16 protein-coding genes are annotated in these 14,882 nt (G+C 36.7%); 6 read left to right on the top strand and 10 right to left on the bottom strand.

Annotated features, from left to right (window positions below; genetic code table 11):
- Positions 1-61 precede the first annotated feature (61 nt).
- Together FG382_RS17615 and FG382_RS17610 are read right to left on the bottom strand one after the other, a co-directional pair.
- A complete protein-coding gene (locus FG382_RS17615; RefSeq protein WP_142540204.1) occupies positions 62-1,591 on the bottom strand; it encodes a fumarate hydratase in 1,530 nt (509 codons plus the stop codon).
- A 319-nt stretch (positions 1,592-1,910) separates the two neighbouring features.
- Positions 1,911-2,099 (bottom strand): SE1561 family protein, encoded by a 189-nt coding sequence (locus FG382_RS17610; RefSeq protein ID WP_142540203.1) that lies wholly within the window; start codon positions 2,097-2,099, stop codon positions 1,911-1,913.
- Between the two features lie 463 nt (positions 2,100-2,562).
- On the opposite strand from FG382_RS17610, the gene FG382_RS17605 reads away from it, so the two are divergent.
- Positions 2,563-3,753 (top strand): MFS transporter, encoded by a 1,191-nt coding sequence (locus tag FG382_RS17605; protein WP_142540202.1) that lies wholly within the window; start codon positions 2,563-2,565, stop codon positions 3,751-3,753.
- A gap of 164 nt (positions 3,754-3,917) precedes the next feature.
- Positions 3,918-4,364, top strand: coding sequence for a hypothetical protein (locus FG382_RS17600; protein ID WP_142540201.1), 447 nt, complete (start codon positions 3,918-3,920; stop codon positions 4,362-4,364).
- 63 nt (positions 4,365-4,427) lie between these two features.
- Here FG382_RS17600 and FG382_RS17595 read toward each other — a convergent pair whose 3' ends face one another.
- The 4 genes from FG382_RS17595 to FG382_RS17580 form a co-directional block, all read right to left on the bottom strand.
- Positions 4,428-5,567, bottom strand: coding sequence for a zinc-dependent alcohol dehydrogenase (locus FG382_RS17595; protein WP_142540200.1), 1,140 nt, complete (start codon positions 5,565-5,567; stop codon positions 4,428-4,430).
- Between the two features lie 160 nt (positions 5,568-5,727).
- On the bottom strand, positions 5,728-6,153 hold the full coding sequence (locus tag FG382_RS17590) for an SRPBCC family protein (protein ID WP_142540199.1): 426 nt from the start codon (positions 6,151-6,153) through the stop codon (positions 5,728-5,730).
- A gap of 186 nt (positions 6,154-6,339) precedes the next feature.
- Positions 6,340-6,597, bottom strand: coding sequence for a hypothetical protein (locus tag FG382_RS17585; protein WP_142540198.1), 258 nt, complete (start codon positions 6,595-6,597; stop codon positions 6,340-6,342).
- A 159-nt stretch (positions 6,598-6,756) separates the two neighbouring features.
- Positions 6,757-7,086, bottom strand: a complete 330-nt coding sequence (locus tag FG382_RS17580) for a DUF3889 domain-containing protein (RefSeq protein ID WP_142540331.1) — start codon at positions 7,084-7,086, stop codon at positions 6,757-6,759.
- A 201-nt stretch (positions 7,087-7,287) separates the two neighbouring features.
- On the opposite strand from FG382_RS17580, the gene FG382_RS17575 reads away from it, so the two are divergent.
- The gene (locus FG382_RS17575; RefSeq protein WP_142540197.1) at positions 7,288-8,985 is read left to right on the top strand and encodes a M3 family oligoendopeptidase; all 1,698 of its coding nucleotides are present in this window, start codon (positions 7,288-7,290) and stop codon (positions 8,983-8,985) included.
- 95 nt (positions 8,986-9,080) lie between these two features.
- Here FG382_RS17575 and rlmD read toward each other — a convergent pair whose 3' ends face one another.
- The 3 genes from rlmD to FG382_RS17560 all read right to left on the bottom strand — a co-directional run bounded on the left by rlmD (position 9,081) and on the right by FG382_RS17560 (position 12,311).
- Positions 9,081-10,460 (bottom strand): 23S rRNA (uracil(1939)-C(5))-methyltransferase RlmD, encoded by a 1,380-nt coding sequence (gene rlmD, locus FG382_RS17570; protein WP_142540196.1) that lies wholly within the window; start codon positions 10,458-10,460, stop codon positions 9,081-9,083.
- A 92-nt stretch (positions 10,461-10,552) separates the two neighbouring features.
- On the bottom strand, positions 10,553-11,362 hold the full coding sequence (locus FG382_RS17565) for a polysaccharide deacetylase family protein (RefSeq protein WP_142540195.1): 810 nt from the start codon (positions 11,360-11,362) through the stop codon (positions 10,553-10,555).
- Between the two features lie 52 nt (positions 11,363-11,414).
- On the bottom strand, positions 11,415-12,311 hold the full coding sequence (locus FG382_RS17560) for a TIGR01777 family oxidoreductase (protein WP_142540194.1): 897 nt from the start codon (positions 12,309-12,311) through the stop codon (positions 11,415-11,417).
- A 103-nt stretch (positions 12,312-12,414) separates the two neighbouring features.
- Here FG382_RS17560 and recX point away from each other — a divergent pair, with 103 nt between their 5' ends.
- From recX to FG382_RS17545, 3 genes are read left to right on the top strand one after another with little or no spacing between them, the layout of a single operon-like run.
- A complete protein-coding gene (gene recX / locus FG382_RS17555; RefSeq protein ID WP_188713363.1) occupies positions 12,415-13,227 on the top strand; it encodes a recombination regulator RecX in 813 nt (270 codons plus the stop codon).
- Positions 13,220-13,549, top strand: coding sequence for a YfhH family protein (locus FG382_RS17550; protein WP_142540192.1), 330 nt, complete (start codon positions 13,220-13,222; stop codon positions 13,547-13,549). The genes recX and FG382_RS17550 overlap by 8 nt, the downstream gene beginning before the upstream one ends.
- Position 13,550: 1 nt before the next feature.
- A complete protein-coding gene (locus FG382_RS17545) occupies positions 13,551-13,817 on the top strand; it encodes a YfhJ family protein (protein WP_142540191.1) in 267 nt (88 codons plus the stop codon).
- Positions 13,818-13,857: 40 nt separating this feature from the next.
- Here FG382_RS17545 and FG382_RS17540 read toward each other — a convergent pair whose 3' ends face one another.
- Positions 13,858-14,838: a metal-dependent hydrolase gene (locus tag FG382_RS17540; protein ID WP_142540190.1), complete on the bottom strand. Its 981-nt coding sequence runs from the start codon at positions 14,836-14,838 to the stop codon at positions 13,858-13,860.
- Positions 14,839-14,882 lie beyond the last annotated feature (44 nt).

Below are 14,882 nucleotides of genomic sequence, written 5' to 3'. Positions count from 1 at the left end.
ATATTCGTTACTAATTTATAATAATTATAATGTAAGGAGGGTGAAACGTCAATAGATTAGATTAATTATAAACTGGCTCTTTATAGTTCGCTAATTTTTCTAAAGAAGATTTATCTACATCTGCATGTAGGCTGTTACCATGAGAGTCCATAGTTACAACGGCAGTGAAGTTTTCAACACGCAAATGCCACATTGCTTCTGGAATACCAAACTCCATTAAATCAACGCCTTCAACTTCTTTAATACAGTCAGCATAATACTGAGCCGCTCCACCAATCGCGTTCAAGTAAACCCCACCATGTTCCGCTAAAGCGGCAAGTGTTTTTGGTCCCATACCACCTTTACCGACTACTGCGCGAATACCGAATTTTTTCATAATATCACCTTGGTATGGCTCTTCTCGAATAGATGTTGTTGGACCAGCTGCACGAACATGCCATTTACCTTCTTCATCTTTTTGCATTACAGGGCCGCAGTGATAAATAATATGCCCGTCTAGATCTACAGGTGCATCATGGCTCATTAAATGATGGTGAATAGCATCGCGACCAGTATACATACGACCAGTAATAGACACAACGTCACCAACTTGGAGAGAACGAATTTGTTCCTCGGTAATAGGAGCTTGAAGTTCCACTACTTTTTTAGGTGCCTCTTCTGTTGTTTCTTCTTTGAACTCAATTTTTTCTCCGTCTTGGTAGTGCCATTCGATAATTTCGCCAGTAGTTGGATGGATATTAATCGCCATACGACGGTATGCCCAACAGTTATACGCAACAGATACGTAGAAACTTGCCGGAATACGGTGCATAACTCCAATTTTACAGCCAAGTAAAGTGGCTTCACCTCCGAATCCCATTGTTCCGATTCCTAGTGTATTTGCCTTTTCCACAATATACGCTTCTAAACTAGCAAGGTCTGGATTTGGATTTGTATCTTCTACATGACGGAATAATTGTTCTTTTGCAAGATCATATCCCGAAGAACGGTCTCCACCAATACCTACGCCTATAAAACCGGCAGAACAGCCTTGGCCTTGTGCTTGGTAAACAGAATGCAAAATACATTTACGAATTCCATCTAAATCACGTCCAGCACGGCCTAAACCTTCTAACTCAGTTGGTAAGCTATATTGAATATTTTTGTTTTCACAGCCACCACCTTTTAGGATGAGCTTCATTTCTATATAATCATTTTCCCATTGTTCGAATTTAATAACAGGGACGCCTTCTCCAAGGTTGTCCCCACTGTTAGCTCCTGTTAGGGAATCTACGGAGTTGGGACGGAGCTTTGCATCCTTTGTAGCGCTTACAATCGCACGTTTAATCGCTGTTTTTATTTCCAATTGGTTTACGCCAATCGGTGTTTTAATCTTAAAAGTAGGTAAACCAGTATCTTGGCAAATAGGGGAAACATTGTCGTCTGCCATTTGGATATTATTTGTAATAGTATCTAAACTCATTGCAGCTCTTGTACCAGCATTTTCTGCTGCTTTTGCTTTTTTTATAGCGCGTCGTACGTCTTTTGGTAAATTTGTAGATGTTTCAGTAATTAAATCATAAATACTTTTTTCCAATTGCTCCAATTGCATGGTGTAAACGCTCCTTTTATGTATGAGTTCCAAACACTTTTTAGTATACTATTATATTTCTATTAAAAAAAGGGCAGTTCGCTTGGGATTCGATTATGAATAGCATACGTGTGTACAAGGAATGGTAAATGGGCAAAAGGATCACGTAACCGAGCATATATCCGGCGAATGCGAGCAATCCAAGAGCGTAACCGAGCAAAGAAATGGAGAGCGAGCAAAAGGTTCAAGTAATCAATCATATATCCGTCGAATGCGAGCATTTTCTTTCCATTCCATAAAAAAGAAGCTTAGAAATGGTACTTTCCAAGCTTCTTTTAACTTATTCAAATTTTGTATTTTTAAACTGTTCCATTTTCAACTCTAAATCATCCATCATTTGAATTAGACGGTCGATATCTTCTAGTTCAGTTGATTCAGGCTCAATTGTGTCTAATACTTCTAAAAACATTTGTAGTCGATCTTTTAAATAAGATACTTGTTGTTCCGGATTTGAAATTTGTTTACCCACAGAAAAACACCTTTCTGGTTGAAGTTTCACTTTATATGATAAGAATAAAACAAATTGAAAAGAAAAGATAGGACGAAGGTGTTAATTTTGTAATTTATTAATTTAGAATATTTACATTATTTAATCTTCGTGTTATAATATTTACAACCCATACATAGAAGGGAGGGCGTAGTGAATAGTCGAGAAACCATTCATTCAATAAGAAGGAGGGGATTCAGACATTTCACCGGCAAATACGCTGAAAATGCAGTTATGATTACTCAAGAGGATATTAGTTATATTTAAAAGGCTCAGTCAATCTTATGCGGATATGGACTGAGCCTTTTGTTGTTGATTTGTAAAACTGAATTTATGTAATAATGGAAAGAATAAAGGAAGTTTTGATAAATTCTTTATAGGAAGTAAGGCTGTTGTCTGATACACTACTGAATAGAATAATTTAAATATATTAATGAGGTAATGTATGCAACAGTTTACAGCAATTGAAAGAAGAAGGTTTTGGATACTTGTAGCAATTGTATCTATTTCAGGATTTTCACAAGGAATGTTATTGCCACTTATATCTGTTATATTTGAGCAGGACGGAGTAAGTCCGATGATAAATGGGCTAAGTGCAACCGGTCTTTATGTTGGTACATTATTGATATCTCCATTTATTGAACCGCCTCTTCGTAAATTTGGTTATAAGCCGATTATTATCGCTGGTGGTTTAATCGTTATTGTTTCCTTATTACTTTTTCCTTTATGGAAAAGTGTCGCTTTTTGGTTTGTCTTGCGATTATTTATAGGGATTGGCGATAATGCCCTTCATTTTTCTACACAAACTTGGATTACAAGTTTTTCTCCTCAGCATCGTTTAGGGCGAAATATTGCTATTTATGGTCTTTCTTTTGGAGTGGGATTTGCTGTTGGCCCTTTGTTTGTCCAACTAGTAGAAATTTTCGAAGGACTGCCGTTCATTATTTCTAGCATTCTTTGTTTAGGTGCATGGGTACTTATTTTCTTTGTGAAAAATGAAAAACCAGAGATTATTAAAGGTGCTTCTGCTCATGAAGGAGGGACGTGGAAACGTTTTGGTGCAGCCTTAGCAGTTGCTTGGGTGGCATTTATACCGCCATTTAGCTATGGTTTTTTAGAATCATCGCTTAATGCCATTTACCCGGTTTATGCACTACGTAATTCTATAGAAGTAACTAGTTTATCGTACATATTGGCAGCCTTTTCAATAGGAGGGGTTGTCTCGCAATTACCGCTTGGTGTATTAAGCGACAAAATAGGGAGACGAAAAGTATTGATGATTATGATAGGTCTAGGATCATTGACTTTTGGAATAGCCAGCTTTTTCGAAAACTCCTCTTTGATAATAGGTACACTCTTTTTCATAGCGGGTATGTTTGTTGGATCCACATTTTCACTTGGCATTTCTTATATGGCGGATTTAACGCCAAAGGCACTGCTCCCAACTGGTAATTTGATGTGTGGAATTTCTTTTAGTATTGGAAGTCTTTCTGGCCCATTTTTAGGTGGTCTGTTTATCCAAGTTTTTGAAGGAGTTAGCTTTTTAATATTAGTTGCGGTTCTCCTCGGAACGCTAGCGAGTATTATCTTTTTTGCTAATCCACAAAAGAATCGAAGTCTACAGGAAACAACTTAGAATGCTAATGAATAAAGCACTACGGATTTGAGCCTCTTAAAAGGAGAGAAAAATTTGTAGTGTTTTTTTGTTGTATTCTGAAAAATTGAATAAATAAGGATGCAAATAAATTTGAATATGTATATGATATTTGTAAGGAAATTATATGGAAAGGAGGAGATATTGTGCGTAAAAATTGGACTCCATATGCTTGGAAATTATTATGGACAGTTGGGTTAATTGTTTTATTGATGATTAGTTACAACCTAGAGTTAAAGGTGAAAAATCATGTGGCAACTACATTTCATATGCTTCCTATTATTTGGTTTCAATTTATTGCTAATTTTTTATTAGGAATATATCTTTCTATCCTTTTTATCAAAGAATGGTCAGTTAAATGGAATTGGCCGTTACTTGTTTGTGTGACGTTACCATTTTTATTTTTCGCATGTTATTATCCTATGGTTATCTCCATCATTGAAAATACTACATCCGATCCTAACAATTATTCAGTACCATTTCTATATCCGATGCTACAATTGAGCTTCAATGGGATTCCAGCAATTATTGCTGGTTTAACACTAATGATTGGCTTATTTAGTACTTCTCCAAAAGTAATAAACAATCTATAAAAAAACGTTGAATACCAGATTTAAATGAACATCTGTTATTCAACGCTTTCCTAGTTATTTTACTTACGGTTTTAAGATGAACTTAATACTTTCTTCCTCATGGTCATGGAAAATTCGATAGGCATCACTAGCTTTACTTAAAGGAACGCTATGTGTAATAATTTCCCTTGGATCGAACTCACCTTTATTAATCATGTCAAATAGCATAGGCATGTAGTGGATAACAGGTGCTTGTCCCATTTTGAGTGTCACATTGCGTTCAAAGATATTTCCGAGAGGGAACATATTGTACAATGAACCGTAAACACCCGTTAATTGGATCGTTCCAAACTTACGAACTGCGTTTAAGCCAATATCAATGGCACTCAATGTCCCTCCTTGAAGCTTCAGTTTTTGCTCAACCTTTTCCATGATATTCATTTTTCCGTCCATCCCTACACAATCGATGACTACATCAACACCACCGTTTGTGATTTCCTTAATATGACTTCCCATATCATCGAACTCATCAAAATTATACGCTTCTACATTATTCATTTTTACCGCATGATTAAGACGATAAGGAAGATGATCTACCGCAATAACTCGCTTGGCACCTTTCATCCATGCAAATTTTTGGACCATTAATCCGATAGGACCTGACCCAAGTACCGCAACAGTATCGCCTGATTTCATGCCAGAGTTTTCAATACTCCAATAGGCAGTCGGGAGAACGTCTGATATAAACAGTAACGACTCATCTTCTAATTCACAAGATTCAGGAATGACAAAAGGCATGAAGTTTCCATACGGGACTCTTAAATATTCGGCTTGTCCACCTGGATAATTGCCGTATCGCTCTGTAAATCCAAGATATCCTCCCGAATCCACTGCAGGATTGTCATTTGAATTGTCACACTGACTCTCCAAATCGTTTTGACAATAAAAACACTCCCCACAAGATACGTTAAATGGGATAACGACACGATCTCCTTTTTTCACTTTTGTTACATCTGGTCCAACTTCTTCGACGATACCCATCGGTTCATGACCAATGACGTAGTCTTTATGAGTAGGAATGGCACCTCTATAAATATGAAGATCAGACCCACAAATGGCCGTTGAAGTAATTTTAACGACTATATCATCTTTTTTTTCTAGCTTTGCATCTGGTACTTCTTTAACCTCAACATCTTTAGCACCCTGGTATGTTACTGCCTTCAAAAAATCTCCTCCTCAAAATGCTTTCTCCTTATTCTTTACCCATTTTTATATAAAAAAACTAATATTCGTTTTAAATTAATGGATATATTTATATGCCAAGCTATATGGAAAAATATAAACAAGGGCAATCAGGACGCTGAAAGTCCTGATTGCCCTTGTTTTATTGTTGTTCTGCATACTTTTTAAAATTATTTAAAATTGCTTGCCAACCTTGTTGCTGCATTTCGATTGGATTTTCTGATTCTGCATCAAATACTTCTGTGATTTTCGTGTTGTTATCTTGATTGATAAAAGATATTTCCACTTGTCTTCCATCGCCTAATGTATAAGCGATGAGCTCGTTTGATTTAACTTCATCATACACACCGCCAAAATCAAATCCAAAGCTTCCGTCTTTCGCTTCCATTCGGGAAGAGAACTTACCGCCAACTTGCAAGTCATTTTCAGCAGATGGTGTATGCCAATCATCAGAAGCACTATTCCATTTTGTTATATGCTCTGGCTTTGTCCAATAATCCCAAACCTTCTCTACTGGTGCAAGTACTATTGTTTCCACTGTAACTTTTGTATTGGGTTCGCTTGCCATTTTAATCCACCGTTCTAGAAGATATTTTTGAATATTTTGTGATTATGGAAATATAATAACATACTATGCCTCTATTAATAAAGCCAAAAAAGATATAAGTCTAATCAGATTTCTCTTTCAACTTGAAGCACTAATATAAGAACGCTGTGAATTATAGTTCCACAAGATGAGCGGAAATGTTCATTTCTAAAAACGTCTTGGTTTATCATTATTTATATGTTTTTTTAGTTTTTTTACTTCATTGGTCAAGTCGTCAATCTGTTTCTGTAAATCGTTATTGTCCCCATCATCTTTTCGTTCTTCCTCTAATGCGAGCACTGCGGCGATAGTAGCTAATACATCACCAAATGTAGTGAAGAGTGCACCAAGGACAGCAAGCTCAGCTGCGCTAATTGCTTTATTGGAATCTTGATTATTTTGATTAATGCTTCCACTATTTGTCATTTATCAAGTAACCTCCAATATTACATAAATAAAATAACTCCAATTTATCATATGCATATAAAGAATTGGTTATGTAAAAACTGGTTAGAAGAACAAAAAAGGCTAACCAGATTTCTCGGTTAACCTGTTTATATATCTTATTTATTTAGATGTAGGTGGTTACCTAGAGGTTTCCTGTAGTTCAATATTGACCACTTTCTCCGTAATGGTACTATACTCGATTCGTACAAAGACACCGAATTCGTGGTCACCATCTTTTAACCAAAGCTTGAACTTTTCAATGGTTGAATCGTGTTTAGATTCGCTTCCTTCATGCAAGTAGTCAACAATACTCGCACTAGGATATTTGGATTGTGTTTCTTTTATAGCAAGCTGTCCCCACTTGGCATAAGACGGAGTTGTTTGTAGGGCAGGAATAACAGTTGGAATATATATTAGTGCGGTATTGCCTGCAATAAAAATCCCAACAGCCATCAATGTTTTTAGCATCATTATTCTCATCTCCTTTGTTATTAGGATGAGTAATATACTTAAAATCATTCAACATAGGTATGCTAAAAGCAGATTTTATTATCTTCCTTTACAGAAATAATTGTTGCTCCTTTTGAATAAGCTAGATTTGGTAACTAGAAAACTATATTATAATTATTAGGATAATTTAAAAAACTCAAAGGGGAAGGAGAGTTATCCATGACACAAAATATAGGTCTGAATTATTATAAAGAATTAATTGATTTAAAAGATGTAGAAGAGTTCGAAGCTCAACTTAGAAGTTTACTTGAGGTGCCGATTCAATCTATTGCTGATCTAGAAAATTGGTTAAAAGATGAACAGGATATAACGATTAAAATTACAGAGGCGATGACAGGTCATCAAGTCGACTTCTACCGAAACACAGAGGATACGGACATCAAGTCAACTTATCTTCATGACCAGCAAGTAATCCAACCACTTTTAATGAAATATGAAGCAAAACTGAATGAAAAATTTTGTGCGTCTCCTTATGTAAATCAATTAGATGAAATCCGTTATGGCTTAATGCGTCGCGTTCGCGAGTCCAAAGTTAAACTGTTCAGAGAAGAAAATATTCCTTTAACTATAAAGGAACAAGAGCTCTGTACCAAGTATAGTGAAATTATGGGTGGACAAACAATTGAATGGGAGGGGGAAGAAAAGCCTTTTCCGTTTATCCAATCTCAACTCGATCATCTAGACAGAGCCGTGCGAGAAAAGGCTTATAACTTAATAGGGTCAGCCTATCGACAAATTAAGTCCGAAATGGATGCCATTATGGATGAGCTCGTTCAACTGCGCCATCAAATTGCTTTAAATGCAGGTTTTGAAAATTATCGTGATTATATGTTCGTGGTCAAAAATCGAGAGTATAGCATCCAGGATTGTTATGACTTTCATGAAAATGTAGAAAAGCATATTATCCCAGCTTGGAATCGACTGGCAGAGGTTTTTAAGTCCAAGCTAGGTGTGGATACTTATCGTCCTTGGGATAACACAGCTAAACTCTTGAAAAAACCACCATACTCTGAGGTATCTACTCTTATGGACGGCGTTTCTGAGATGTTAGCGAAGACGGACCCATATTTTGCAGATCGTTTTGATTACATGCGAGAGCATGGGTTACTCGATCTTGGAGATCGAAAAGGAAAAAGCCCGGGTGGTTTCTGTACTTCCTTGCCTGTATCGGGGGATACATTTGTATTTGCAAACTTTAGTCCATCCTTTTTCTCTCTTATTGCTTTAATTCATGAAATGGGCCATGCGGTGAATGGATACCTGGAGTTTTCAGAGCACGGTCCTCTTGAAGAATACCAAGGACGAGCGGAAATTGCTGAACTGTATTCTCATGGGATGGAATTGCTCTTATTGGATAAGCTGGATCAATTTTATCCGGAAGAAGAAGAATTTAAGAGCGCACAGCGTGAAGAGTTGAGACGGGCATTTACCATGTTATTCGGTCCATTGGCAGGGGATCTCTTCCAACATTGGATGTATACGAATCCTAAACATACGGCCAAAGAACGAGATGAAAAATACTTTGAAATCTCCAAACGTTATGGCTTGAGCCCTGTAGATACTACTGGGTTAGAGGAAGAAATTGGGATGAGTTGGGCAGGTACTCTTCACTATATAGAATATCCTTTCTATAATATTGAATACTCTATCTCAATGCTGGGAGCACTTCAATTACTTGAGAATTATCAAAAGAATCCAGAGCAAGCTATCGAATCCTTTAAAAAAGGTGCAAGTGCTGATTACAATCAATCCATCGCAGCTATTTATAAAGAAACTGGGGTTAGTTTTGATTTTTCAGAGCCGGCCGTTAAGCGAATGGGTGAATTTCTAGAAAAAGTCATTCAAGACATTCATTAACGAAGTGGGTTTACGGAGACGGTTTTTGGATAATCGAAAGTATTTGAATATAAACACAAAAAGAGTTCATGAATGAACTCTTTTTGTAAATATTGTTAAGACTTTTTTAGTTCTAATTTCACTACACATTCCACATGAGAAGTTTGTGGGAACATATCAACTGGTTGTATATATTTTACATCATAAATTTTGGTCAGCTGCTGTAAATCTTTTGCCAGTGTAGACGGGTTACACGATGTGTAAATAAAACGTTTTGGTTTAATATCTAAAATGGTTTTTAGTAATTCATCATCCAGGCCAGCTCGTGGTGGATCTACTGTCAGTACGTCTGGAACAAAGCCTTCGTTTTTCCATTTTCCAAGCCATTGTTTAGCTGTACCGTGAACATATTTTGTATTGCTAAAGCCATTTCGTTTAGCATTTTTTTTAGCATCCTGAATAGATTCTTCAATGATATCCATTCCTCGAACTTCTTTTGCATTTTTTGCAAGCCATAGTCCGATTGTTCCAACACCACAGTAAGCGTCCACAACTGTTTCTTCCCCAGTTAATTCAGCAGCTTTTTCAATTTCGTTGTATAAATGCTCGGTCTGTTCTGGGTTCAACTGGAAAAAGGCACGGGCAGACAAATCAAATGCGAGTTCTCCAAGTTTTTCATGGATCGTTTCTTTTCCGAACAGATTAAATGTTGTTTCCCCGAAAACAAGAGATGTTTTTTCTGCATTAATATTTTGGCTAATGGACACAATATTAGAATCGATTGCTCGTATAAGCTGTACAAGTTCTTCTTTATGTGGCATTTTCTTTTTCGTTGTAACAAGTGTTACTTGTATTTGCCCAGTTTTCATCCCTGTACGAACGACAATTGTCCGAACAATTCCTTGTGGATTTTTCTCATCGTAAATAGGGATGTTCAGTTTTTGTAAAAAACCTTTAATTTCATTTGTAATATGTGTTGTTACTGGATGCTGAACGATGCATTTATTAATATCGATTAGTTTGTTGGAGCTTTCAGCGTACAGCCCAGCGATGACTTTGTTGCCAGGCTTTCTTACTTGGAATTGACTTTTATTGCGGTAGTTCCATGGATCTTCCATTCCAATCGTTTGCTTTACTTCAATTTGCGGTGCTAAATCTTTCACATAACGTTCCAGTGCTTGAATGACTAAATCCCTTTTTTCTATCAACTGTCTTTCGTACGTCATATGTTGCAGTTGGCAGCCCCCGCATGCATCATAAATTAAACAGGGTGGGGTTACTCGGTCTTTCGATGCTTGGCGGATTTTCTTAATCTTTGCTTCTGCATATTTGTTTTTTGCTTCTGTTACTTGTGCTGTAATTACCTCGCCTGGAAGCGCACCTTTTACAAAAACGACATTTCGTTTAAAGAATCCGACCCCTTCACCGTTAATGCCGAGTCTTTTTATAGTTAGGGGAAATTCTTGTCCTACTTGTATAACTGCTTGTTCCTTCATTGCTACACGTCCTTTTGGCTTAACTAACATACAGTGGAAAAAATCACTATATAAAGTTTCGCCTTATAATCTTCCTTCTATTATAAGGGAGATTATCTAGGATTAAAAGAAAGCGGAATATCCTGATTATTCATGTTCAATTCATCCAGTGTTCCGAATGTGTATCCCATTTTTCTTGCATCTTTGATAAACATGGGGAGACCTTCTGCGTTATCTGGAGAAACAGTATGCATCAAAATAATTGCACCAGGATGAATTTGCGACATTAACTGATCATATGCATATTTGCCGCCTTTCTTCTGGTCTTTATGCCAGTCGATAAACGCAACGGACCAAAAAATATGCTGATAGCCGATTTCGTTTGCGGCTTCTAACACTTTTTCGTTAAAAATTCCTTCTGGGGGACGAGTAACAGTGGTTCTTTCCAGAGAAGTAAGTTCACTAAGCTTCTTGTCAAACTGTATTAATTCTTTTTGAATTCCTTCTTTAGAGAGCCGCGCTAGGTTAGGGTGTCCGTAGGAGTGATTTCCTATTTGATGCCCATCTTTGATCATTCGTTCAACTAGTGGGGTGGCACTTTCTAAGTAATGTCCAGTTAAAAAGAAAGTGGCCTTAATCTTTTCTTTTTTTAGAGTATCTAAAATGCTTTCTGTATAACCATTCTCATATCCATTATCGAAAGTAAAGTAAATGATTTTTTTCTCTGGGGAACCTTTATAAATAGCACCGTGTTTTTCAAGCATTGCATCTAACTCTGCACCGGCTTCCGCAGGTATTTCTTTAGTCGCTTTCTTTAATCCCCAATGAATTTCTTGCGCTTGTGCAGAAAATGGCTGGTACACAAATCCCATACTAAGTACAAAAGCTGCAATAACGATTCCAAATAAATGATATTTCCACATGTAAAACACAACCTCCTTTTACAAGTAGATTGTGCTAGGGGACTTTATTTATTCACAGATAAATATCGGTAAGTGCAATTGGTAATTGAGGAAATTCAAAAGTAAAACCATTTTTCAATAATACTTCTGGTAAAACATGTTGACCTTCTAGGACAAGCTGACTTTTCTCTCCAAGAGCCATTTTTAACACGAATTCTGGAACAAAGAAATAGTGGGGACGCTTTAAAGCGGCTGCTAATTCTTTTCCAAATTCCTTCATTTTTTTCGGCTCTGGTGCTGTTACATTGAATGGGCCGTGAATGTCATGCTCTATTGCAAAAACTAATGCATTTGCAACATCTTTCACGTGAATCCAAGACAGCCAATTTTGCCCAGAGCCAATTGGACCACCTACGAACATTTTATAAGGGAGAGCCATTAGTGGAAGGGCACCATCATCTTTTCCAAGGATGATACCAAACCTACCAAATGCTACACGGACTCCTAAATTTTCTGCGAGTTTCGCTTTTTGTTCCCAATCATGGACGGTTTTTGCTAAAAAGTCTGTACCAATCTCAGGTGATTGCTCGGTATATATTTTTTCGTTTGAGGCTGGATAAATTCCAATTGCGCTTGCATTTATGAGAACTTTTGGCTTTTGTTTTAAAGTTTTAATAATACGAAGAACTTCCTCCGTTGCTTGCATACGACTGTTGTAAATTTTCTTTTTTTGCACGGAGTTCCATCTACCATTATTGATAGATTCACCTGCAAGATTGATAAAAGCATCAATTCCTGTTAAGTCATTTTCAGGAGTAGCATCATTTGTTAACCATTTTACATACGTGACATTATTTGATTGTTTATTTACACTACGAGATAAAATAAAAACTTCATGTTCTTTTTCAACTAAAAGCTGTGTTACTATTCTTCCAACAAAACCAGTACCACCAGTAATGGCAATTTTCATAGTGCATCCAACCTCCCCTTTCCAACATCTTAGCATGCGAAACGTTTATCACCTATGAATATATACGGTATAATAGTAGAAAGATGAATGGAGAGATATACTTATGCCGATTATTACCAAAATAGGTCGTCAAAAAAAGAATAATGAACGGTATAATTTATACTTAGATGAAAAATATGCTTTTAGTGTGGACGAAGCAGTATTGATCAAGTATCAGCTTACGAAAGGAAAAGTTATCGAAGATTTTACGATTGATGAAATCGTTTTTGATGATGAAGTTAGAAAGGCTTATAATAAAGCGATTAACTTTTTAAGTTACCGCATGCGAAGTGAGCATGAAGTTAAACAAAAACTACTACAAAGTGAATTTGGGGAAGCCGTCATATTGGAGGCTATTCGTAAGCTGTATGAGCATAGTTTTTTAAATGATGAAAGCTTTACAAAAGCATTAGTTGCGACCCAAAAGAAAAATAGCAAGAAGGGTCCTGCTGCTATTCGGCAAGAGTTAAAGAAAAAAGGAATTGAAAAAGATTTGCAAGAAGAAGTGCTATCGGCGTATTCGGAAGAAGAACAGTTGACAATTGCACGAACATTAACCGAGAAAATCATCAATCAAAACAGTACGAAAACGCCCAGACAAATAAAACAAAAAGTACAGGATGCATTGCAGAGAAAAGGCTACAATTTTACGATAATCTCGCAAGCAATCGACTCTTTTGAACTGGAAAAAAACGACGAAGAATGGGTAGAAATAATCGGAACCCAAGGTGATAAAATTTGGAGGAAATATGCCTCCAAATATAGTAGCTATGATTTGAAAAGACGTGTTAAACAAGCGTTGTACCAAAAAGGATTCCCTGCTGAACAAATCGATCAGTATTTGGAAAAAAAGGAGCTAGAACAACAAGATGAGTGAAAAAAAATATAGCGATATGACCGAACAAGAACTTAGAACAGAAATTGCCAATTTAAAAGAGAAAGCTCGAAAAGCAGAACAATTGGGCATTGTAAATGAGTATGCAGTATATGAAAGAAAAGCAACAATGGCTCAAAGCTTCTTAACCGACCCTTCGACGATTAAACCTGGCGAACTGTACCGAATTACAAGTGATCCAGGTATTTTCTTTCAGGTGGAATATTTAAAAGGTCGATTTGCATGGGGATATCGATTAGGTGGAGCTAAGTATGAAGAAGCATTACCTATTTCATTATTAGAGCCATTAAAGGAAGGAAAATAATATGCAAACAATAATAGATGCATTAACCTATCAATTACTAGAAAAAAATGATCAATTATCCGCAGCAAAAGCACGCGCTTGGATAGAACTGCTTTGGTCTGACTTCGAATCGTCTTATGCCCGTGCCGGGTACGAATATAAAGGAGCTGCGGTCACGGAAATGGTTATTAAAAAATGGATTGAAAGTTACGGTCAACAACTTCATGAATTTGCTGGATCAAATGAAAAGTACAAACACTTATTAGAAACAGACGATTTCTTCCATTAAATAAAACGCTAGGATTTAAAAAATCCTAGCGTTTCCAGTTTTAATTTGGCATAAAGTCGAGTTTTTTTCGAAGTTTATCTTCACTAAAAATCCAGCCTGTGTAGGAATTTACAATCTCGAGCTCTTCATTTAAATGCGCTACTGCAACGAATGGGTAGTAATCGTTACTCCGATAACGAAGATCGATTAATCGTACTTCAAATAACTTCTCGAATTCCGTAATCTCCCATCTATAAATTGGAGAGAATGAGGTAAATGCACTTAAGTTTTTATCTTTTAGTGCTGCTTTCACTAAATCTGATTCTGGTAACGGTACTTTTTCAAATTTGTCATATATAGAAATGGATCTTCCATAAGCTCGTCCAACATAATGATGCGTTTTTGAAATCGCAGCTACTCGCCATTGAAAAAACTTCATCGTGGGAGCGACAATAATTTCATCTGCATCGGGAATCGTATGCTTAACGGAATTTTTTACGGCACTTTGAACGGCAAATCTTAAAATGTAATAAACGAATATAATCGCATACATAATAAGAAACGTCGTAACGGGATTTGCACCAAACATCCAAAATAACAAACCGACTACGTGGATACCGAAAATAATTGGATCAAATGTATTAATGACACCTAGCGCGACCCATTTTCTTGAAAATGGTCGCAACGCTTGTGTTCCGTAAGAGTTAAAAATATCAACAAACACATGTAAAAAAACTGCCAGAAACGTCCATAACCATAAATGCAATAAGTTTGCTTCCGGCATTATAAGCCATAATACGCCCGAAATTAATAGTGGCCATAATATAACCGCAGGAATAGAATGCGTTATGCCACGGTGGTGTCGAATATACACAGCATTATTTCGCAATTTTAAAACGGTATCTATATCAGGTGCCTGTGATCCTATAATTGTACCTGCAATAACCGCAGTTGTAGTTAACGTGCTATTTGCAACGACAGGATCCGCAAGTGCTAATCCGCCGAGTGCAATACCCATTACAATATGTGTACCTGTATCCATGCATCACCAGCTCCTTTTTGGATACCAAGTTATTCTCATCATAA

This window comes from Psychrobacillus lasiicapitis, from assembly GCF_006861795.1.
GTDB classification, from domain to species: domain Bacteria; phylum Bacillota; class Bacilli; order Bacillales_A; family Planococcaceae; genus Psychrobacillus; species Psychrobacillus lasiicapitis.
The sequence above is the reverse complement of the archived record's forward strand: the minus strand, read 5'-3'. Positions and strand labels throughout refer to the sequence as shown.

Excerpts from the sequence above, each read along its gene's own strand:
- FG382_RS17590 (WP_142540199.1), bottom strand. The coding sequence starts at position 6,153 with ATGGCAAGCGAACCCAATACAAAAGTTACAGTGGAAACAATAGTACTT.
- FG382_RS17540 (WP_142540190.1), bottom strand. The coding sequence starts at position 14,838 with ATGGATACAGGTACACATATTGTAATGGGTATTGCACTCGGCGGATTA.
- FG382_RS17575 (WP_142540197.1), top strand. The coding sequence starts at position 7,288 with ATGACACAAAATATAGGTCTGAATTATTATAAAGAATTAATTGATTTA.
- FG382_RS17550 (WP_142540192.1), top strand. The coding sequence starts at position 13,220 with ATGAGTGAAAAAAAATATAGCGATATGACCGAACAAGAACTTAGAACA.
- FG382_RS17585 (WP_142540198.1), bottom strand. The coding sequence starts at position 6,597 with ATGACAAATAGTGGAAGCATTAATCAAAATAATCAAGATTCCAATAAA.
- recX (WP_188713363.1), top strand. The coding sequence starts at position 12,415 with ATGCCGATTATTACCAAAATAGGTCGTCAAAAAAAGAATAATGAACGG.
- rlmD (WP_142540196.1), bottom strand. The coding sequence starts at position 10,460 with ATGAAGGAACAAGCAGTTATACAAGTAGGACAAGAATTTCCCCTAACT.
- FG382_RS17580 (WP_142540331.1), bottom strand. The coding sequence starts at position 7,086 with ATGCTAAAAACATTGATGGCTGTTGGGATTTTTATTGCAGGCAATACC.
- FG382_RS17605 (WP_142540202.1), top strand. The coding sequence starts at position 2,563 with ATGCAACAGTTTACAGCAATTGAAAGAAGAAGGTTTTGGATACTTGTA.
- FG382_RS17545 (WP_142540191.1), top strand. The coding sequence starts at position 13,551 with ATGCAAACAATAATAGATGCATTAACCTATCAATTACTAGAAAAAAAT.
- FG382_RS17560 (WP_142540194.1), bottom strand. The coding sequence starts at position 12,311 with ATGAAAATTGCCATTACTGGTGGTACTGGTTTTGTTGGAAGAATAGTA.
- FG382_RS17565 (WP_142540195.1), bottom strand. The coding sequence starts at position 11,362 with ATGTGGAAATATCATTTATTTGGAATCGTTATTGCAGCTTTTGTACTT.
- FG382_RS17615 (WP_142540204.1), bottom strand. The coding sequence starts at position 1,591 with ATGCAATTGGAGCAATTGGAAAAAAGTATTTATGATTTAATTACTGAA.